The 19,302-nt window shown below is 43.9% G+C and carries 19 protein-coding genes; 15 read left to right on the forward strand and 4 right to left on the reverse strand.

What is annotated here, in order from left to right:
- Positions 1–89 precede the first annotated feature (89 nt).
- From ACL6C3_RS10140 to ACL6C3_RS10160, 5 genes are all read left to right on the forward strand, one after another.
- The gene (locus ACL6C3_RS10140) at positions 90–2,222 is read left to right on the forward strand and encodes a DNA-binding protein (RefSeq protein WP_413167046.1); all 2,133 of its coding nucleotides are present in this window, start codon (positions 90–92) and stop codon (positions 2,220–2,222) included.
- 220 nt (positions 2,223–2,442) lie between these two features.
- Complete coding sequence (locus ACL6C3_RS10145) at positions 2,443–3,123, forward strand: fasciclin domain-containing protein (protein ID WP_413167047.1); 681 nt, start codon at positions 2,443–2,445, stop codon at positions 3,121–3,123.
- A 358-nt stretch (positions 3,124–3,481) separates the two neighbouring features.
- Positions 3,482–4,204: a choice-of-anchor E domain-containing protein gene (locus tag ACL6C3_RS10150; protein ID WP_413167048.1), complete on the forward strand. Its 723-nt coding sequence runs from the start codon at positions 3,482–3,484 to the stop codon at positions 4,202–4,204.
- A 542-nt stretch (positions 4,205–4,746) separates the two neighbouring features.
- Positions 4,747–4,947 (forward strand): hypothetical protein, encoded by a 201-nt coding sequence (locus tag ACL6C3_RS10155; protein ID WP_413167049.1) that lies wholly within the window; start codon positions 4,747–4,749, stop codon positions 4,945–4,947.
- Positions 4,948–5,175: 228 nt separating this feature from the next.
- Entirely contained in the window at positions 5,176–6,081 is a 906-nt protein-coding gene (locus tag ACL6C3_RS10160) for an alpha/beta fold hydrolase (protein ID WP_413167050.1), read from the forward strand.
- A 275-nt stretch (positions 6,082–6,356) separates the two neighbouring features.
- On the opposite strand, the gene ACL6C3_RS10165 is transcribed toward ACL6C3_RS10160, so the two are convergent.
- From ACL6C3_RS10165 to ACL6C3_RS10175, 3 genes are all read right to left on the reverse strand, one after another.
- Positions 6,357–6,818, reverse strand: a complete 462-nt coding sequence (locus tag ACL6C3_RS10165; protein WP_413167051.1) for a DUF4359 domain-containing protein — start codon at positions 6,816–6,818, stop codon at positions 6,357–6,359.
- 132 nt (positions 6,819–6,950) lie between these two features.
- On the reverse strand, positions 6,951–7,922 hold the full coding sequence (locus ACL6C3_RS10170) for a M48 family metalloprotease (RefSeq protein WP_413167052.1): 972 nt from the start codon (positions 7,920–7,922) through the stop codon (positions 6,951–6,953).
- 163 nt (positions 7,923–8,085) lie between these two features.
- Positions 8,086–9,294: an RNA-guided endonuclease InsQ/TnpB family protein gene (locus ACL6C3_RS10175; RefSeq protein ID WP_413167053.1), complete on the reverse strand. Its 1,209-nt coding sequence runs from the start codon at positions 9,292–9,294 to the stop codon at positions 8,086–8,088.
- A gap of 166 nt (positions 9,295–9,460) precedes the next feature.
- On the opposite strand from ACL6C3_RS10175, the gene ACL6C3_RS10180 reads away from it, so the two are divergent.
- The 6 genes from ACL6C3_RS10180 (at position 9,461) to ACL6C3_RS10205 (ending at position 14,052) form a co-directional block, all read left to right on the forward strand.
- Positions 9,461–10,126, forward strand: coding sequence for a chromophore lyase CpcT/CpeT (locus tag ACL6C3_RS10180; protein WP_413167054.1), 666 nt, complete (start codon positions 9,461–9,463; stop codon positions 10,124–10,126).
- 306 nt (positions 10,127–10,432) lie between these two features.
- Complete coding sequence (locus ACL6C3_RS10185) at positions 10,433–11,050, forward strand: CP12 domain-containing protein (RefSeq protein WP_413167055.1); 618 nt, start codon at positions 10,433–10,435, stop codon at positions 11,048–11,050.
- Between the two features lie 379 nt (positions 11,051–11,429).
- Positions 11,430–11,954 (forward strand): pentapeptide repeat-containing protein, encoded by a 525-nt coding sequence (locus ACL6C3_RS10190; protein WP_413167056.1) that lies wholly within the window; start codon positions 11,430–11,432, stop codon positions 11,952–11,954.
- A 278-nt stretch (positions 11,955–12,232) separates the two neighbouring features.
- Positions 12,233–12,709 (forward strand): DUF2358 domain-containing protein, encoded by a 477-nt coding sequence (locus ACL6C3_RS10195; RefSeq protein ID WP_413167057.1) that lies wholly within the window; start codon positions 12,233–12,235, stop codon positions 12,707–12,709.
- Between the two features lie 117 nt (positions 12,710–12,826).
- On the forward strand, positions 12,827–13,150 hold the full coding sequence (locus ACL6C3_RS10200; RefSeq protein ID WP_413167058.1) for a DUF760 domain-containing protein: 324 nt from the start codon (positions 12,827–12,829) through the stop codon (positions 13,148–13,150).
- 68 nt (positions 13,151–13,218) lie between these two features.
- Entirely contained in the window at positions 13,219–14,052 is an 834-nt protein-coding gene (locus ACL6C3_RS10205) for a sulfurtransferase (RefSeq protein WP_413167059.1), read from the forward strand.
- 55 nt (positions 14,053–14,107) lie between these two features.
- Here the strand turns inward: ACL6C3_RS10205 and ACL6C3_RS10210 are convergent, their stop codons facing one another.
- On the reverse strand, positions 14,108–15,547 hold the full coding sequence (locus ACL6C3_RS10210) for a trypsin-like serine protease (protein WP_413167060.1): 1,440 nt from the start codon (positions 15,545–15,547) through the stop codon (positions 14,108–14,110).
- Between the two features lie 112 nt (positions 15,548–15,659).
- On the opposite strand from ACL6C3_RS10210, the gene ACL6C3_RS10215 reads away from it, so the two are divergent.
- The 4 genes from ACL6C3_RS10215 (at position 15,660) to ACL6C3_RS10230 (ending at position 19,138) form a co-directional block, all read left to right on the forward strand.
- Positions 15,660–16,352 carry a hypothetical protein gene (locus ACL6C3_RS10215; RefSeq protein ID WP_413167061.1) on the forward strand — a complete coding sequence of 231 codons (693 nt, stop codon included), beginning with the start codon at positions 15,660–15,662 and terminating at the stop codon, positions 16,350–16,352.
- Positions 16,353–17,382: 1,030 nt separating this feature from the next.
- Positions 17,383–18,126, forward strand: coding sequence for an SIMPL domain-containing protein (locus ACL6C3_RS10220; protein WP_413167062.1), 744 nt, complete (start codon positions 17,383–17,385; stop codon positions 18,124–18,126).
- A 147-nt stretch (positions 18,127–18,273) separates the two neighbouring features.
- Positions 18,274–18,630 (forward strand): hypothetical protein, encoded by a 357-nt coding sequence (locus tag ACL6C3_RS10225; protein WP_413167063.1) that lies wholly within the window; start codon positions 18,274–18,276, stop codon positions 18,628–18,630.
- Positions 18,631–18,742: 112 nt separating this feature from the next.
- A complete protein-coding gene (locus ACL6C3_RS10230) occupies positions 18,743–19,138 on the forward strand; it encodes a hypothetical protein (protein ID WP_413167064.1) in 396 nt (131 codons plus the stop codon).
- Positions 19,139–19,302 lie beyond the last annotated feature (164 nt).

Raw genomic sequence — 19,302 nt, forward strand, 5'->3', positions numbered from 1 at the left:
TACGCGATCGCAAAGCCTAGAAACGTTATCCTTGAGAAAGAAGGCTATATCATAATCATCAAACCCGTTAACTCCCCCCTCCCTGCGATATGCGGCTGCAACGCCAGTTCACCGGACAAAAAATCACCCTAGACACCAGCAACCTGATCGCCAGTGGTGGAGAAGGTCGCATATTTCCGGTTGTCGAAGATCCCTCATTGGTTGCGAAAATCTATCATAAACCGACAGACGAAGACGCCGACAAACTGACGGTGATGTTTAACAACCCGCCTCAGACCCTAACGGTAATGCCAGGAGTCACGGCGATCGCCTGGCCAGTCGATCTTCTCTGTACCCCCGACAACAAGCGAAAAATCGTTGGGTTCCTAATGCCCAGCGTAACGCGATCGCTACCGATCCACACCTTTTATACCCCCAAAACACGGCGGGAACGCAAACCCCTATTTAACTACCTCTACCTGCATCGGACCGCCAGAAACCTAGTCGCCTCCGTCACCGACCTACACGCCAGCGGCTACGTGATCGGAGATGTCAACGAGTCCAATATATTAGTCTCCGATACCGCCCTAGTCACCCTCGTCGATACCGACTCCTTCCAAGTTCGAGATCCCCAAACCAAAACCGTTTATCGCTGTCCCGTCGGAAAAGCCGAGTTTACCCCCCCAGAATTACAGGGCCAAACCTTTCGCGATCGCGATCGCACCCCCGAACACGATCGCTTTGGGTTAGCGGTGTTAATCTTTCAACTGTTGATGGAAGGAACCCACCCCTTTTCCGGAGTCTATCAAGGAAGCGGCGATCCTCCCGCCCTAGAAGCCCGGATCAAAGCCGGTCATTTCGTCTACGGAAACAACCGGGTCCCCTACAAACCCATGCCGCTGGCGCCGTCGTTTGACATCCTCCATCCCAAACTGCAAGAATTATTTGTACGCTGCTTCCAAGACGGACACACCAACCCCAGAGTCCGGCCCGACGCGAGAACTTGGCTGTTAGCGCTGATCGAAGCCGAAGAACATCTCGTCACCTGCGACAAATACAGCCAACACCGCTACGATCGCCATTTAAACACCTGTCCCTGGTGCGAACGCACCGCCCAACTGGGAGGACGCGATCCCTTCCCCTCTCGGGAAGACGTGCAGAAAGGGCTGCACCTAAAACCCCTCAAACCCAAGCGGAGACGGCGTTCTCCCGTGCGTTCCCTCGTTCCCACACCCGCCCCCATCCAACCTCGGGCGATCGTCAAACCAATAGTCAAACCAACCCTTACCAGCCCCCGATCAAGCTATCGTCCCCGCAAACGGACAGCCCCGAGAGGCTTATCGCCGCAAATTCAATCTTTAATGTTCAACCTGGTCCAAGGCGGGATTATCGGCAGCATTTGGGGCGTAGCCTGTTCGTCGGCAATTATGGCGATGATGTTTGGGTTTTTCCGAGGAACCGGAGGCATTCTCGGCGGGATGTTTGTGGGAACCCTTTGGGGGGCGTTTTTTGGGGTATCAATTAGCGTGTTTTTGCCGCCTCCGAGGGGGTTAGATCGGTGGAAAGCGTTTATTGTCGGCAGTTTTTGCGGGGCGATGATCGCGGCGGCGATTTCAGGAATTGTGTTTGGTGCCTTAACCGGAGAGATCGTTATCGGTCAAACGTTGGTTTGGGGGGCGTTTTTGGGGTTAATTTGGGGATCGATCTGGTCGGTGTTTAAACCGCCTTTATCCCTGCCGACTCCGGGCGGGGTGAGAGGCTGGACGGGGGCGGTGTCCGGTAGCGTTTGGGGGGCTTTGTTGGGAACGATCACCGGGGCGGTTTTGGCGATGGGGGCGGTGTTGTGGGGAGAATGGCAGTTATTGCAGAGTTTGACCCTGACGGCGAAGTTGCTGTCGCAAATGTTGGTGATGGCGACGGTGGCGGCCGGTTTGGGGGCCTTGGGGGGCATTCTTTCCGGGGCGACCTTTGGCAGTATTGGGGGTGTGCCGCCTTTACCGTTATCGATGAGAATGGTCGGGGCAAAAGGGGCAATTGTAGGGGGAATTTGGGGGAATTTTTTGGGGGCGATCGCCGGGGCGGTTTTGGGGGCGATCGCGGCTTTCATTTTTCCGGATTTTCTCAGCAGTACATCGGGGGATGGGATGCCGCTGTTTTTGGGGGCGATGGTTGTTTCTGCCGGAGTCGGAGCGGTTTGGGGAACGATTTCGGGTATGGTTTGGGGAGCTTTAGGACAATTTTAAAACTATCTTTAGGTATATTTACGAATTAATTTAAGGTTTATTTAATGGATTGATTTTAATTTGATTCGGCTGATTTTCCGAAGTCAAACGGAATGCTTTTGTAGGTGCGGTTAACTGCACTCTCAAACAACTTGACTTCGGTTAAGGCTGTGTTAAGATGCGCTCAGTTCGATAAAGTTTAGTAACTTTTCTTTACGTGGTGTAAACAGTTATGAACAAAATGACTCAGATCACGAAACGCCTTTTAGTTCTGTTTGCTGCGTTAGGAAGTGCGGCTGTATTGGCAGCTTGCAACCAACCCACTGCAACCAACACAACCTCTGAACCTGCTACCGAACAGGCAGGCGAACCCACCGAACCGACTGCGGCCACCGAAATGCCGGCGGAAACCACCGCAGAAACTCCTGAAGTTGAGCCGGCTACAGAAGCCCTCGCTAGTGAGAATACCGATACAACCGCGACTCCGGCCGCCAGTGAAGCTGAGGGAGATACTATTGTTGCTATTGCCAGCGAAGATAGCACTTTTAGCACTTTGGTTGCTGCTCTTGAAGCTGCTGACTTGGCTGAAGTTTTATCGGGTGAAGGTCCCTACACTGTATTTGCACCGACCGATGAAGCTTTTGCTGCTTTACCGGAAGGAACTGTTGAAGACCTGCTGAAGCCTGAAAATAAGGATAAGTTGGTTCAAGTTCTCAAGTATCACGTTGTTCCGGCTAAGGTCTTATCGACTGAAATTCAACCCGGCGCCGTTGAAACCGTTGAAGGACAACCTTTAGAGATTTCTGTTGACCCCGATACCAATGAAGTTATGGTCAACGATGCCAAGGTGGTTAAGACTGATATTGTTGGTAGCAATGGTGTGATTCATGCTATTGATAACGTGATTCAACTTCCCGAATAACAACAGCACTCCGATTCTAACAACTTAATCATCTAATATAACTTCCCCATAAACCCGGTTTCATTGAGAAATCGGGTTTCTTTTTCTAAAAATTTGCGGGGTTTTACGGATTATTAATGTATTAAAATTTACTTTATACAGAGCTTTATACTTACGTGTTTATTCAAAGAAACTTGATGAATAAATCCCGAAAAGGTAAACATACTGGCCTTTTTTCTCAATCGCTTCCCGTGACTAAATTTACCCAAGTACGTGATAAAAATCACACTACCGGGGTCAAAACCCCTCGATAATGGGTTTTAGATTTGACACATGAAAACACCAACTTCCATTAACAGCAGACCACACCCAAAAATTTATGATTAACCAATTCATCAACCCTAAACTCATCGCTGGTTTAACCACCGTTAGTACACTGACAGGCTTGATGCTGACGGACGGCGCCGCCAATGCTGCGACGATGACAAAATCCTACACTGACAGCTTCGGACTCGCGACTACAGATATTGAAGACGCAATGCTGTCTGTTCAAAAGTTCGATAGCAGTCTGGGAATCCTCAAAAGCGTTAAAGTTACCTTCGATGGCCAAATCGTTGGGAATGCCAAAGTTGAAAACCTCGACGCCAAAGACCAAACTCTCACGTTTGATTTATCCGGTAATCTACAATTAATGGGGCCTGATGCTTTAGGAACTTTATTTGATAAAACCGCAAACAAAGCCGACTCACTCGACGCAAGCGCTTATGATGGTACGTTTGATTTTGCTGGGACTTCGGGCGGTATGTTTACCGGGTTAACCGCTTCGGCTTCAGGGGAAAAAACCTACACAGACCAAAGCATCTTAAGTGCTTTCATGGGAGATGGTAATATTGATTTCCTTTTCTCCGCTTTCACCAACTCCAAAGTTACCGGGTCAGCAAATATTGTTTCTCAAATTAACACCCAAGGCGGCGCGATGGTTTCTGTGGTTTATGAATATGAGAAAGCCCAAGAAATTCCCGAACCGTCTGTTATGTTGGGTTTGGGATTAGTTGCGGGTGCCGGTTGGTTATCTCGCAAAAAACAGGCTTCGTCTAATTAATAGTAGTCGTTTTCCTGGTATTGTTGAAGCTCTAAAAATAGACTGAAGCAGTAATTACTAACAGTTTTCCTTGCAGTTGAACATTGAGATTGACTCCGGGCATGATTAACCTCATGCCTTTTTTAGCAATAAGCTTGTAGGGGCGGGTTCTGCCCGGATTTATATTTTCCCCAAAATAACTTTAATAAACTCGCCCCGCCACCCTGTTTCTCACAGAAACCGGATTTTTGACTTGCTTTTGACTTGGTAACTTGGTGACTTCTAATCATATGATATCCGGTTGATTAATGCCTGTTATGGGTGCGGGGCGGGTTTAACTCAATCTCGGAGTGGTCGTCAACATCAATGCAGAACCCGCCCCTACATCACAATCATTGATTAGTCGAATATAATATAACTTCTGACTTCTGTTATCTCTGTCAATAGATTGATGAACAAATGTATAAAATTTTGATAATTTGAACGAAATGAACAACAATAAATTTCACGTTTACAAATAGGCTTGAAGTTCATTGTCGTTTGTCGTTGAGCAAGGATAAAACATGAGTGAACAATCAATCTCTAATCAAACCCCCAATTCTCCCAATGTAGCAGAGGATGCCCAAGAAGCGAGAACAGAATCTCAGCATTATAGCGGTGGGGATGCTCTTTTAGATGCCGAAATCAAACAAGAAAACACGGCAGAAGAAGCAGTTAATAAGCCCGCCAGCACTAATTTTGCGGATACCGAAGAACAAAGTTAACGGGTTGTTTTCTGATTAATTTGGATTTGTGGGCGACAACGCTAAAAACACATCTAAACCCTTGTAACTTCCATCTTGCAGCATTCTCAACAAAACCGAAGAAACCGGGTTCGATAACGAAAAAAGAAACCCGGTTTCTGATATTGCTGAGAAATAGGCGGCTATTGTTCCAACAGGCTGCTAAAAGATTATCATTTGAGAGTGGTCTTATTTACAAAAGTTTATCAAATGACACTTTCAACCCAAAAATCCCTTTCCAATTTACCCCTAAACCTGCAAACCTGGCACTGGCGAGGACATTCTATCCAATACACCGTGCAAGGAACCGGACATCCTCTGGTTTTGGTGCATGGGTTTGGCGCTTCTATCGGACATTGGCGGAAAAATATCCCCGCACTCGCCGAAGGCGGTTATCAAGTGTTTGCGTTAGACTTACTCGGGTTTGGAGGTTCGGCTAAACCTGCAATTGATTATTCTTTGGAATTGTGGGCTGAATTGTTGTACGATTTTTGGGCAGAACACATCCTCAAACCCACCGTTTTTATCGGTAATTCTATCGGGGCGTTATTGAGTTTGATGATGTTGGCGCAGTATAGCGAAATTTCTGCCGGGGCGGTATTGTTAAACAGTGCGGGGGGTTTAAATCATCGTCCTGAAGAATTAAATTTACCGTTACGATTGGTTATGGGAACGTTTACCAAGATGGTAAGTTCTCGGATAATTGGCTCGTTTGTGTTTAATCAAGTTCGTCAAAAACACCGCATTCGCAATACTTTGCGTCAGGTTTACGGGAATAAAAAAGCGATTACCGATGATTTGGTCGAGTTGCTTTATGCACCCTCCAACGATGAAGGCGCTCAGAAAGTTTTTGCTTCCATTTTAACCGCTCCGGCAGGCCCCCATCCGCAGGAATTGTTAGAAAAGGTTAAACAGCCTTTATTAGTGATTTGGGGCGAAGATGACCCTTGGACTCCCATCAAAGGCTCGAAAATTTATCAAGATTTGGTGGAAATGGGAAAACCCGTTCAATTTATTTCTGTACCGAAAACGGGTCATTGTCCCCACGATGAACGTCCCGAAGTTGTTAATCCTAAAATATTGGAATGGTTGGCAACGGTTGAGTTTAGTCTTTAGTTCTTTTTTGACGTTTTAAAAATCAATCTTAGAAACCCGGTTCATTTTCAAAACTGGGTTTTTCTTTCCTCTTTTTAGGGGTTAAAAGGTCGGGTGGGTGACAACCGACAGTTATTAACTGGGTTTTTATTCCCAAAGATAAAGCGTTAGAGGGTTAATCAAATGATGGGATAAAATCAAAAATCCAGCCGTCGGACTGAAAAAAAATAAAAAAAGGGTGATCTGCTGCAAGAATAAAGGCGAAACTTACAGATCACAGAAATGAATTCAATTATTTATTTAGAAACCGGTTCAATTTGTTTTGTTTCTTCTAAACTTTCTGAGGAAAACGTGAGGAAATTCCCCAACACTCCAATCGTTCGATAGCGCTTATCGACAAAATCAAAATCAGTCGTATAAACGCTAAACAATATTGCATTCTGACGGTCAGTTGCTTTATTAATATTGTTTTGAATCCAATCTCGCTGATTCGTAAATAAAGATTGACAAGCATCAACCAACGATCCCGAAATTCCATTCAAAAACTCGGGTACATTCGATTGATTGCACCAGTTTTCTTTAGCTTCTGTAATTAATCGACCCGAAGCATAATTCAAATATTCTTCTCGGGTGGGATTGGTCAGCGACATCGTACCGGCTAAAATCGTTAAAACAATCGCACCTTTCCCCAAGATATTTCCCCAATTGGGTTTAAAGCCGCCCGAATTATCTTTTTTGCGATCGAAAGTACCTAACATTTGAGATCTTCCCCATTGAACGCTTTACCTTAAGATTATCCTTCAATTCCGGGTTAGTCAATTCCGGATATTCAGCAAATAACTCGTGAGGACATAGAAATAACGTCTCGCTACGTCCTCATCCTTTAATCTTTAGTTTTTGGGTTTACCCGATTTTACCTGATTAATTTCTCGCTGTAACTCCTCAATTTGACGTCGTAACGTCTCGACTTCATCGTTAGAGTCTTCGACTTCGACTTCAACCGCTCCTTCGGAAACCCTTTGTTTATAATTTCCCAAACGAATTTGACGATATTCTTCGGAATTCGCCCATTCCCGCAAATATTGAATTCGTTCGACGGGGAAAGGATGAGATAACATCATACCTTGACCACCATTATACAGCAAAAATTTATACACTTGATTCAACCCATCGCTATCGAGATTGTGATACTGTTCCGATTGTGAAATAAACTCATCAAGAGAACATTGAGAAGCGTATTTTCCACTGACTCCCGCCATCGTCATCATCGTCTGCATCACGCATTTTAAATCATCTGTGACCAACAACGCCGCCCGATCAGCCGACAGTTCCGCTTTGCGACGCCATTCATAAAAAGCATAAATTAAGCCACTGCTGACTAAATTTCCTAGCCCCATTGTCATTTCTCCAATGGTCGAAGCCACACCCATCGCCCAAATTGCCATCTGATTTAAAATCGGATGACCGCATTTAATATGACCGAGTTCATGGGCTAAAACCGCCCGTAATTGGGCTTCATCAACTAAATCTAATAAACCCGTATTCAGAACAATATAAGGGCGTTCTTGTCCGAGAGCATAACTGTTAACTTGGGGATTTTGTGCTACAAATAAAACGGGTTCGTTCAAGACATCGAGATCCCGGACACATTCGCGAAAAATATGATAAATGCTAGCATATTGACGCGGCCCGACTTGAATACTATTTCCCATCAAATAAACATACTGAGGGCGTTCATAGACAAATTCTACAAATTTACTGGCAATCAGATCGAACCCCGGAACGCTGCGGAGGGCTGCTTCTGCTTGTCGGTCCAGAGGATGGCGAAACGCTTCACTTGAAATTCCGGTGTAAGTTGGCATAGGATTGGCAACGGTAAAGTGAAATTAAATTCGGATCTAACTTGATTCGCTTGACATTATTATGTTGACAAATTTGCACGGGTAGCTGCAATTGACGACTCCCCTTCCTAAAAGAAAGGGAATTCAGAAAATAAGCAATCTTCTGGGTTGCGCCAAGCAACCTCTAGACACTCCGGCTAAAAAGCCCGAAGCGCTTACTTTTTCTGCCAATATTCCAAGCCCCATTACAATCGGAATTGACAATATGTTTATCCCGGCTGCAATACAACCCGCGCTTAATTCGCTTCCCCGAAAAGGGTGGCGATTTGGGGCTGTCGGCATTGTAAACGGGCAATTCATCCCCGTCCAAAGCCGAGGCTTTGCTTGTGTAAGATTCTTCGGTCTCAATGTATTGGATGCCGTATCGTTCGCAGAGGGAACTCAACTTGGAGCGCAACTGCCAGTGGGGAATACTAACAAAATTTTGGTTGTTGCGAGAACCAATGTTGATAGATTGTTTCCAACCCGGATTGACCCCGACAATCAGAGTCCCAATCCCGCTTGCGATGCAGTGATTGACAATCAATCTTGCAGCTTTGTTAAGGTAATCTCGAACCCGGTTGTTTCGTTTTTTAAACAGGCAAGATTGATAATTGGTCAGCCCTTGAATTCCCAGTTTGTCTTTGGCGGATTGGATTTTGCTGTTAATGCGGTTAAACCCCTGGTTAATGCTTTTAAGTTTTTTGCCATCCACAATAAAGGATGCCCCATCGGTTGTAACGCAAGCAGCCAAATTGTCCAATCCCAAATCCACCGCCATTGCCCGTCGCGGATCAACGCGGGCGGGTCGTGGTTCTTGCTCTATTACAAATTCCACCTCGAACCAACGGGCGTTATGGCGGGGAACAATGCGAGTTTCCTTGAGTTTTTTGCCCGACAACCGTTCGGGAAAGGGAATGCGAACAGTCCCATATTCTGCCTTGAATTGGCGGGACATGGGAATCTCAAAATACCCGTTCTTAACTTTGATGCGGGGCATAATCAAGGGAAAGTATCCATCTTTCTTCAAGTATTTGGGCAGCCGAATTTGTTCAAATCGGTACAAGCCTTGATTTGCCTTCTTGAGCAATTTGAAGAAAGACTTAAAGGAACGGTCTACCACCTTCAAGGTTTGTTGGGCGATGTCGGTATTCAACAGCTGGTAATTTTCGTTCCCCTTGCAGGTGTGGTAGTTTCCTTCGTAACGAAGGTATTGCCGTTCCGCAAAAAAGAATTGCCTAACCGAATAAAGCCCTACGTTGTAGAGGTTTTTGGTCAGGCGGCACAGGGTTTGGATAGCGGCAAATTGCTGCTTGCTCAAGCCCCGTATTTGATTCTTTTGAGTCAGATACATGAATACCTTTCGCTAGAATGTTGTAATCTTAGCGAAAATAGCGAACATTGTAAACCTTTATGTGGAGGCTCGGCTTTCCTCCCTGTCCTTGAAGTACAGAGTTTCCAAGCCGAGGATTTTCGATGATAGAAACAACCTTGTTGAAATTTTTGCAATGGAGGTCCGGGTGAGTTATCCCCTGAAAACGGCCAAAGCGATCACCGTGTCGATCGCTGCTGCTAGTTTATCTGGATGTGGCTTTGTGTTCAACTCAACTCAACGCCAAGTTATGGAGGTTGTCTCTTATCTGACGGGTGTGATGGAAACCAGCGCCCAAGCCCAAGCGGTTCCGGGGACGCCGAGTGTTCGCATGACCACTTGTGTGGTTGAGGTCGGTAATGCGAGTGAAATTACCCAACGTTCTCCGGCGGTTTTTTTATATCAAGAACAGGCGATGACCGATAATCCCTATCGACCCTATCGCCAGCGTTTTTTACAGATTTCTCCGAGTGCTGATGGTCGGAAAGTTGAGTCGGCGACTTTTGTTCCTCGCAACCCGGAAGCTTGGGTCAATTTTTGTAATCAACCCGAGTCCGAACGTTTGGTCAGCGTTGAGGACCTGGGAGATTATCGCTGTAGTGTTTTTCTACAAGCTGCGGGTTCTCAATATATTGGTCAAACTCAACCGGAAGGTTGTCCAGTTAACTATAAAGGTGCAGTTACCGTTACTAATAGCATTACTTTGGATGCTGAAAGTATGGAAACTCTCGATCGCGGATACGATCAAAAGGGAAATCTGGTTTGGGGTGCTGAAAATCGATCCTATCAATATCAACGGATCGAGCCGAATTAAACCCAGTCAATCCGTCAAAGTTGGACATTTTGCACTGGTTAACTTCTCTAACTTTTTACCTTAGAATTTTCAGCAACAGAGCAATCAAACTGACTTCTAGGAAATCTTGTGAGTTTGATTGCCTTTCTCCACTGTCTATCGTGTTGATGAGATTGGCGATCGCAACAAATTGTTATCCCAACCGAGACAAATCTTAAAGTTTTTAAACTCTGTATTTTAACAGTTTAGAATTAATTTAACAATACTTTCTTTTGTTCCCATAACAAGGCAAGCTAGAGTTTGCAGTGAATGAGTGGAGAAAGAGCCATGATGCTCAAAGCTAAAGATATTATGACGACTGATGTTGTCACCATTCGCGGTTCCGCAACGGTTGCAGAAGCCGTCAAAAAAATCAACGAACACGCAGTCCGCGCTTTAATTGTCGAACGTCGCCACGAACAGGATGCTTATGGCATTGTCACCGAAACGGACATCATTTACAAAGTGACCGCTTTCGGAAAAGACCCCAAAAAAATGCGAGTCTATGAAATTATGACAAAACCTTGCATTGTTGTTAACCCGGATCTGGGTGTAGAATACGTTGCTCGGTTGTTTGCTCAGACTCACATTCATTTGGCTCCCGTGATTCAAGATACTTTATTGGGGGTTATTTCTATTGGTGACATCCTCCGGAAAGGTGATTTTGTTGAGAAGCCAAAAAGTATTCTACTCGAAGAACGGATCGAACAAGCCATTCAAGAAGCTCGCGCTACCTGTGCGGAAAAAGGCGCCACTTCCAAAGAATGTGCTGCGGCTTGGGATATTGTAGAAGAATTACAAGCTGAAGCCGCCCATCAAAAAGCCGAACGAATTGAAAAGACCGCTTTTGAGGTTTATTGCGACGAAAATCCAGATGCTTTTGAAGCTCGCGTTTATGATAATTAAACCTCGTTAAAGGCTACGATCCTCTAAAACTTCATTACCCATTTTGTCGGGAGTTGCGATCGCAGGTTTTGACAAAAACAGTGGGAATTAAGAACCCGGTTTCTCAAGAGAAGCCGGGTTTTTGAAATTGACATCTATCCCCAGATGTATTTCTGGACAATCTCGGGTCTAATTTGTATAAAAATAAAGCCGATAAATTATACAAAACTCTACCGTTTGATTGGGGGATAAAACCGGCGGACTGCGGATAAACCAATCCTTTAAAACTTAAGAATACTCTCATCTTCGGAAACTTTTTCTAGCTCTAGATCGACCGAATAAATATGTTAAAATCTCGAAGTATCAGAAAAAACTGATATGAGGAATAGGAGAAAATCCAATGAAAACTAAACTGTTAGGAACGATCGGGTTATTCATCCCCTTGGTGGCGATAGCCCCGAGTTTGGCTCAGTTTAATACCAGCAACCCCGATGTATTTCTCCGAGGACAAGCCAAATCTTGTCAAGGATGCAATCTCCGAGGTGCAGATCTCAGCAATACCCGACGGGTAAATGCTCAACTCCGACAAGCCGATTTAACCGAAGCCGATCTCAGCGATAGTTATTTTGAAGGCGCCTATTTTACCTGTGCAGATCTGACCCGTTCCAACTTAGAAAATGCTGAATTTCCCTACGCCAACTTTGTTGATGCGAACCTCAGCGGAGCCGATTTAAGCGGTGCAGATTTGAGCAAAACTGACCTCAGCGGAGCGATAATAGATGATACCACTAACTTAACCGGAGCCAACTTAGACGGTGCAAAACTTTGGGATGCTCGAACCATTTATCAACCCGGAGTAGACCTGTCAGCAATTCCTCGAAATGACAATATTGAAGACCAACGAGTTAGATGTAACAACCAGTAGAATTAATTGAAAATTCCCTCAAGATTATTGCAATACCCTCCTTTTCTAGCGACGAAGGAGGGTTTTAAAATTTCATCTTTCCAAAACTTATAAAAAATGTTACCCTATTTTCAGATGATTGATGTCCGGTTAATTAATTCTATTATGGGGACGGTGCGGGTTTATCTCAATCTTGGAGTAGTAAAAATCTTGACTGAACCCGCCCCTACAGAATCTTTATTGATTAGTCAGACATGATATCATTCGCGAATTTTGGATATTTTAAAAAAAAGCAAATTATGACCGCTCAAACCGCAACCCAACTCACTCCCGAACAGTATCAAGCCAAAATCGAAACTGTAATTAACACCCTCAAACAAGACTTACCGACATTATTTGAAAAAGACATCTCCTACGAGATTTATACCTCAGACATTTACTTTACCGACCCCGTAAATACCTTTAAATGGAAATTTAACTACAGAATCATCTTTTGGACGCTGCGATTTCATGCTCGGTTATTTTTTAGCGAAATTTACTTTGATTTACACCGAGTTCAACAAACCGCAGTGGATTTAATTAGCGCCGACTGGACGGTACGCGGAACCCTGAGACTTCCTTGGAAACCACAAATTTTCTTCAACGGTTCTTCGGCTTACAAACTCACCGAAGACGCCTTAATTTATCGCCACGAAGACACTTGGGATCGTTCACCACAAACCATTTTAAAACAATTTATTCAACGTCCCTCCGAGTCCGATTCAAAATCAAGCTAAAAGTCGAAACATCCCCCAAAACGGTTCGGTTTTACTCACTCGAACTCGGTGGGATTAGCGGTTAAAGTAGAAACTAGGCGAGCAAAACAAATTACAACAAACAAACAAGGGTTTAAAATGCAAGATAAAAATATGTCCCATCAAGTTTCTGAATTCTTCAACGATGCTTCATCGGAAGGAAATCAACTGTTAAAATATCTTCAGTCCATGAACCCGGAAACCATCGCTCAACTTTCCCAACCCGACCCCGAAGTTGCTCAAATTATGGAACACCGTCTCAGCCAACTTTTAGGCGGTTTACCCTCCGAACACTTTGATGTTAATATCACAACAAATCGCCAAAATTTGGGTCGCCTTTTGGCTTCCGCGATGATGAATGGTTACTTCCTCTACAGCGCAAAACAGCGCATGGAATTTGAAAAAGCGATTTCTGACTCTTAAGTTTAGTATGATTAGGAGGAAGGTTCTTCCATAAGAACCTTTATTTTCCTAAGAATTGAGATGAAAAAATGACCGATAACGCTTTCGTTGTTTCCGCGTCTTGGTTAGCAAATCAACTCGATAATCCTAATGTTGTCGTTGTTGACTGTCGCTTTTCTTTGGCTGACCCAGAATTAGGACAACGCCAATATCAAGAAAGTCATATTCCGGGAGCATACTATCTCGATCTCAACCGAGATCTTTCCAGTCCTGTTGCTAAACATGGCGGACGTCATCCCCTCCCAGATGTCACCAAATTAGCTCAAACTTTCAGCAAAATTGGAATTCATTCACATACCCTTGTCGTCGCTTATGATGATTCTCGCTTTGCGTTTGCGGCTCGTTTGTGGTGGTTATTGCGATACATGGGACATGAAAAAGTCGCCCTTTTAGACGGAGGTTTTAGCAATTGGAAAACTCAAGGTTATCCCGTCAATAACAGTCAACCCGAACCGAAAGTGGGCGAATTTATTCCCCAAATTAATCCGGAATTATTGGTTGATATTGAAACCGTAAAAGCGAAAAAAGATCGCCCAGAAGTTGCTTTAGTTGATTCTCGCGAACCGGATCGATATTTAGGAAAAACTGAACCGATAGACCCCATCGCCGGACATATTCCGGGGGCTGTTAATTATCCCTGGAAAGAGGTTTCTGATCAGGCGGGATATGTTAAAATAGAAGAACAACCCCAACGCTGGAGTCATATAAAAAATGCAGAAGAAATTATGGTTTATTGCGGTTCTGGGGTAACAGCTTGTGTGAATTTATGGTCGTTAGAAATGGCTGGAATTCATCACGGAAAACTCTATGCGGGAAGTTGGAGTGATTGGTGTTCTTATTTGATAGAAGCTGAAAAAGATTAAACCCCTACAAAAAAACCCGGTTTCTCGTAGAAACTGGGTTTTTGTGATGTAGCTTTTAAGTAGAGATAAAACTCTCGGAAAGTAGATCTTCTGTGGTATTTTGTACAAATCCTAAGATGCTATTTTCTACGCTGTTACGGATTAAAATCCCTGAAGTTCCTGCTAATTCAAAGGCTTCTAAACTTACACTTTCTGGGGTTAATCCGGCGGTTAAAATAATGCGATCGCCGACAGTAAAATCAGCAATAATATCGGCTTCAACCGGACTATTTACTGCGGTTTGAGTCGATAAAATAAACCAATCTTCGCCATTTCCTCCCGTTAAAATATCCCGTCCTCTGTCTCCGCTTAACGTATCTTGACCCTCACCTCCACTGACAATATCATCCTCTTGACCGCCAAATAAGTTATCATTTCCGCTTCCCCCTTCTAGAGTATCACTCCCCCGGTTTCCGTAGATAAAATCATCCCCATCCCCACCATTAATAATATCATTATCCCGACCCCCAAATAACGTATCTCCTCCATTAAAACCGTCAAGATTATCGTTTCCCTGGTTTCCATTTAAAAGATCGTTTTCCTTCCCTCCCCAAATTAAATCATCGCCACTGTTTGATAACGCAATGGTTTCTTCTATCCAACTTGAATAAATAGAAACTCTCGTATCGCTAAAAAACTCGCCGAAACTGGTATCATTCTCATCGGTAACGTCAACGGTTTCATTGAAGGGACTTTGACCAAAAGAACTTAAACCTGCAATTTTTCCATTAATAAAAGCGGGGGCGCCGGAATCTCCGCCACTAATTCCGATTTCTTCCGAACCCAATCCTAAATCTATAATACCATATTCTACACCAAAAGCATCATTTAAAAACGAACCATTATCAAAGTCATAAGCTAATTGAGTTTTGGGTAAAATGTTACTTTGAGGGTCATCATTAAAAATCTCACTAAACGCATCAAAACGATTTTTTCCTCGGCGTTTAATCAGATTAATTTCATCAAAATTTTCTCCCGTCCATCCCGTACCACTTACCCCATATCCAACTTTTTCAAAGACTTTACCGACCTCATCAAACTGAGTGTAAATCTGATAGCGATCTGCTTCTACGGGTGCAGGTTGTGAGAGTTCAATAATGGCAATATCGGAGTTGCGATCATAGTCAGAACGCCAATTGGGATGAACAAAAATTTGTTTGGCGGGGATAGAAATGCGACCCGTTGGTAAATCAAAAAATACGGTATAATTGTTAGGGTTAGGATTGAGGTTTGGGCTATCATCAATATTATTAAAACAGTGAGCAACGGTGAGAATATGACGACCCGTATTTAGTAATGAACCGGTACAGTCTATTTCTCCGTTCATTCCCCATCCGACAACCCCATCAAAACCCGTTCCCGGTTGAATGAGGGAGCGAGGTTCATTGGGGTTATTTGTAGCAACAACAATGCGGGAACGACGCCGAGTTTCGAGTTGTGATAAAGATTCTGTCATGTTTAAAGAATTTGAAAAACTAGACATCTAAAAGCGGGAGAACGGAGTTACAATACTCAGTTACAATACTGGCAAAATCCTATGAATAGATAACCTCTAACAATTTTAAACGATGATCCTAGATTCCCGCTATCAAACCCTAAAACAACGATTTTTAGACATTGATGATTTTCCCCCAGAGTTTTTAGCAATTTCTCGAAATCTCTTTGACTTCAATAACGGTGAAATTGTTCCCAAACGGTTTGAAGTTTGGACGACTTTAGTTGGTCTTCCCCTTCCCCAACCGCTAACAACAAGATTTGAATCCCTTTTCGATGAAATTATTAAACTTCTCCCAAATTCTACTCGTTTTTATAAAGTTCGACCCCAAAATTATCACTGGGAACTGTTTATTATAAAACGACCCGATGAAACGGTTGAGGAAAAGTTGCTGATTCAAACTACGGAAATTATTCGGCAAATTTTGAATAATTTTAAACCGTTTAAAATGTCTTATCGGGGATTTTTAATTACGCCAGATGGTACAATAATTGTGAAAGGATATGGGGAATTTGACCAACTGCGGGAACAATTGCGTCAACAGATTTCTTGGGCTTCCCCCCAACAATCTAACCTCGGACATATCTCCCTCGGACGCATTCTGGACCCGGTGGGTGAAGTTTGTTTTCGGGAACTTAAACAGCTAGTTCAAACGTCTGAAAATGATGAGTATGGCGAACTGAATATTAATTGTGTCAAATACGTTCACGAAAGCCAATGGTACATGGAAACTCAAGAAGTAGTTTCTACTTTTAATCTGAGGTAAAAATAGTCAGATGATATCCGAATAATCAATAACCATTCTGTAGGGGCGGGTATTTTCGCCTCACCAGTTCTGTAGGGGCGGGTTCAGTCAAGATTTTTACTACGACTTCAAGATTGAGATAAACCCGCCCCGTCCCCAGAACAGGCATTAACAACCCGACATGATATGATTTTGAAGAAAATCTAAATTGGTGACGGGTTGATTACAGTTTTTTTGGGGAAAATCTAAATGGGTGACGGGGCGGGTTTAGAAAAGTTATCTCGGAGAAAACATAAATTGATGTGGAACCCGCCCCTACAATATTGATGACTGAAAAAGGGTTTATTACAGTTTTTTTGGGGAAAACATAAATGGGTGACGGGGATTTGTGACGGGTTTATTACAGTTTTTTTGAGGAAAACATAAATTGTTGACGGGGCGGGTTTAGAAAAGTTATCTCGGGGAACATATAAATATAGGCTGAACCCGCCCCTACAATATTGGTGACGGGTTTATTACAGTTTTTTTGGGGAAAATCTAAATGGGTGACGGGGCGGGTTTAGAAAACTTATCTCGGAGAAAACATAAATTGATGTGGAACCCTCCCCTACAATATTGGTGACTGAAAAAGGGTTTATTACAGTTTTTTTGGGGAAAATCTAAATGGGTGACGGGGCGGGTTTAGAAAAGTTATCTCGGAGAAAACATAAATTGATGTGGAACCCACCCCGAAGCCAGAAGAAGTTAGAAGTCACCAAGTCGTGAGGTTACTGAGAACTGAACACTGAAAACACTGGTGACTGTAAAAACTGTTCCCCGTTCCCCGTTCCCTGTTCCCTGTTCCCCGAACACTGTAAAAACTGTCACAATTGGGAATCTTTTTGGGTTCCTTTTTCGTCAATGATATTCAGTAATCGCCCAAAGTTTAAACCGAGTTGAGTTGAGAAATTATCCCGAACTCAACGGGGGAAAACCGAAACGAATGAGTGATACAAAAGAGTTGTATTTGTCACTCGCCCAACCTAACAATTTGATAGAGAGAAAACCTACCATGTCCGTTCGTCGTTTATCTTCTTCTTCCTGGGGTCTGTTAACAGCGTTATCATTGGGTATAGGCTTTCTGGGTTTAGCTAATATTTCCCAGACTCCTCCCGTTATCGCTCAAGAACAACAAATGAGAACGTTAACTGTTAGTGGTCAAGGTATTGTTAATATTCCCACTTCCATGACTCAAGTTCAACTGGGTGTAGAAGTGCAGGGAAAAACGGCCGATGAAGTTCAACAAGAGGCCGCCAAACGCACCACCGCTGTGGTAGAATTATTGCGATCGCGAAATGTTGAAAAACTGGAAACCACCGGAATTCGTCTCAACCCGAATTATAATTATGGCAACAACCAACAAGAGTTAACCGGATATTCCGCGACAAATACCGTGAGTTTCCGTATCCCAACCGAAAGCGTGGGGAGTTTGCTCGATGATGCGGTGAAAGCCGGAGCAACTCGCATTGATGGGGTTAGCTTTGTGGCAGCCGATAAAGCCATAGAAGCGGCTCAACAGCAAGCCTTGAAACAAGCGACTCAAGAAGCCCAACGTCAAGCCGATGCGGTTCTCGATAGTTTAAATTTAACCAAACGGGAAATTGTCAACATTCAAGTTAATAGCACCAGTACGCCTCCCCCTCAACCGTTGATGCGTCAACAAGTGGCTCTGGCATCCGTCGAACGAGCAGACACGCCTGTTATTGGCGGAGAACAGCAAGTACAAGCTTCTGTGACCTTGCAAATTCGGTATTAGAGATTAAGTTTTGTATCCCGAGTTAAGGCGTATAATTCCCTCAAAACAAGGGTTGAGACCGAGTAGAGAAGTCAGAGGATAAAATATCAGGTGCGGGCGGACAGGTAAAATCAGAGGGCAACCGTGAAAACCGTTCGATTTCTATATATGTCCACTGCTCCCCTGACGTTAAATTTAATTCAAGGTTCAGTTTCCATTCGTTTTACCCCAGAAGCGGCTATTGAGTTAAAAGCGGCGCTCGATGAATTAATGCAGCAACTCAAAGCCGTCGCCATGAAGTCTACTCCCGGTACAACGGGTAAACCCACCCCGCAAAAATCGATGGAATATCAACATACGGGGGATGTATTTTTAGAGGTGTTTTGTAATCCCAATATTTGGCCCAGTCCCTTTGCGGCGAAATTGCTGATTACAGTTAGAGATGACCGGATTAAGATTAATAGTGAAGCTGAATTGACTCGAATTATCGAAGATGTCAATCAGTATTTAGAGCAAGTCAGCTAAAAAAATAATGAGTTTATAGCTCAAATTAGCCAGCTAGTGTTAGAATATTCACCCAAATTGACTGATTTCTCAGGAGACGGTCAGTTCTTTATCCACTCATGTTCTGATTCTCATGAATGCCGATAACTTAACTCAGATTCTGCACCAAGGGTTCCGCGTCACACTCGGCGCAACCTCCTCTATGATTGAAATGCTGCAAGATTCGCAAAAGCGAAGTGAGAATCTAGAAAAAATGCAGTCCCAATGGAGTCAGCTTGCTGAGGAGTTGGCTGAAAAAGGAGAACAAACTGAGCAAGAAGCTCGCCGGTTTGTTGATACAATCCTAGAGCAACGAACCAACTCCACAACGACTGGAGGAACAACCTCAACGTCTTCCGAGTCGATGACAACAACTCCCGTCTCGGTTTCCGAACCCGACTCCGCCGAAGAACTTCAGGAACTCACCGCTCAAATTGCCGCTTTGCGACTGGAGTTAGAACGTCTGCGGGGTTCGGAGTCTTCCAATTAATTCTAGCTTGAACAAAGGGTTATCGATAAACTTAAGCCAGCCCGGGGCTACCTGAGTGGGAATGCAAGTAGTTCAAAAAGCTGGCTTAAGATTCAATAGCTTATGGTTCAAAGCAAGTTCTCATCCTGATGATGAGTCCATTTTCAGTGAAAAATTCTGGGACT

The sequence above is a fragment of the Capilliphycus salinus ALCB114379 genome (genome assembly GCF_047276495.1).
GTDB lineage: Bacteria > Cyanobacteriota > Cyanobacteriia > Cyanobacteriales > Microcoleaceae > Capilliphycus > Capilliphycus salinus.

Bases quoted from the DNA above. Each gene is read 5' to 3' on its own strand.
- ACL6C3_RS10140 (WP_413167046.1), top strand. From the start codon at position 90: ATGCGGCTGCAACGCCAGTTCACCGGACAAAAAATCACCCTAGACACC.
- ACL6C3_RS10145 (WP_413167047.1), top strand. From the start codon at position 2,443: ATGACTCAGATCACGAAACGCCTTTTAGTTCTGTTTGCTGCGTTAGGA.
- ACL6C3_RS10150 (WP_413167048.1), top strand. From the start codon at position 3,482: ATGATTAACCAATTCATCAACCCTAAACTCATCGCTGGTTTAACCACC.
- ACL6C3_RS10155 (WP_413167049.1), top strand. From the start codon at position 4,747: ATGAGTGAACAATCAATCTCTAATCAAACCCCCAATTCTCCCAATGTA.
- ACL6C3_RS10160 (WP_413167050.1), top strand. From the start codon at position 5,176: ATGACACTTTCAACCCAAAAATCCCTTTCCAATTTACCCCTAAACCTG.
- ACL6C3_RS10165 (WP_413167051.1), bottom strand. From the start codon at position 6,818: ATGTTAGGTACTTTCGATCGCAAAAAAGATAATTCGGGCGGCTTTAAA.
- ACL6C3_RS10170 (WP_413167052.1), bottom strand. From the start codon at position 7,922: ATGCCAACTTACACCGGAATTTCAAGTGAAGCGTTTCGCCATCCTCTG.
- ACL6C3_RS10175 (WP_413167053.1), bottom strand. From the start codon at position 9,294: ATGTATCTGACTCAAAAGAATCAAATACGGGGCTTGAGCAAGCAGCAA.
- ACL6C3_RS10185 (WP_413167055.1), top strand. From the start codon at position 10,433: ATGATGCTCAAAGCTAAAGATATTATGACGACTGATGTTGTCACCATT.
- ACL6C3_RS10190 (WP_413167056.1), top strand. From the start codon at position 11,430: ATGAAAACTAAACTGTTAGGAACGATCGGGTTATTCATCCCCTTGGTG.
- ACL6C3_RS10195 (WP_413167057.1), top strand. From the start codon at position 12,233: ATGACCGCTCAAACCGCAACCCAACTCACTCCCGAACAGTATCAAGCC.
- ACL6C3_RS10200 (WP_413167058.1), top strand. From the start codon at position 12,827: ATGCAAGATAAAAATATGTCCCATCAAGTTTCTGAATTCTTCAACGAT.
- ACL6C3_RS10205 (WP_413167059.1), top strand. From the start codon at position 13,219: ATGACCGATAACGCTTTCGTTGTTTCCGCGTCTTGGTTAGCAAATCAA.
- ACL6C3_RS10210 (WP_413167060.1), bottom strand. From the start codon at position 15,547: ATGACAGAATCTTTATCACAACTCGAAACTCGGCGTCGTTCCCGCATT.
- ACL6C3_RS10215 (WP_413167061.1), top strand. From the start codon at position 15,660: ATGATCCTAGATTCCCGCTATCAAACCCTAAAACAACGATTTTTAGAC.
- ACL6C3_RS10220 (WP_413167062.1), top strand. From the start codon at position 17,383: ATGTCCGTTCGTCGTTTATCTTCTTCTTCCTGGGGTCTGTTAACAGCG.
- ACL6C3_RS10225 (WP_413167063.1), top strand. From the start codon at position 18,274: ATGTCCACTGCTCCCCTGACGTTAAATTTAATTCAAGGTTCAGTTTCC.
- ACL6C3_RS10230 (WP_413167064.1), top strand. From the start codon at position 18,743: ATGAATGCCGATAACTTAACTCAGATTCTGCACCAAGGGTTCCGCGTC.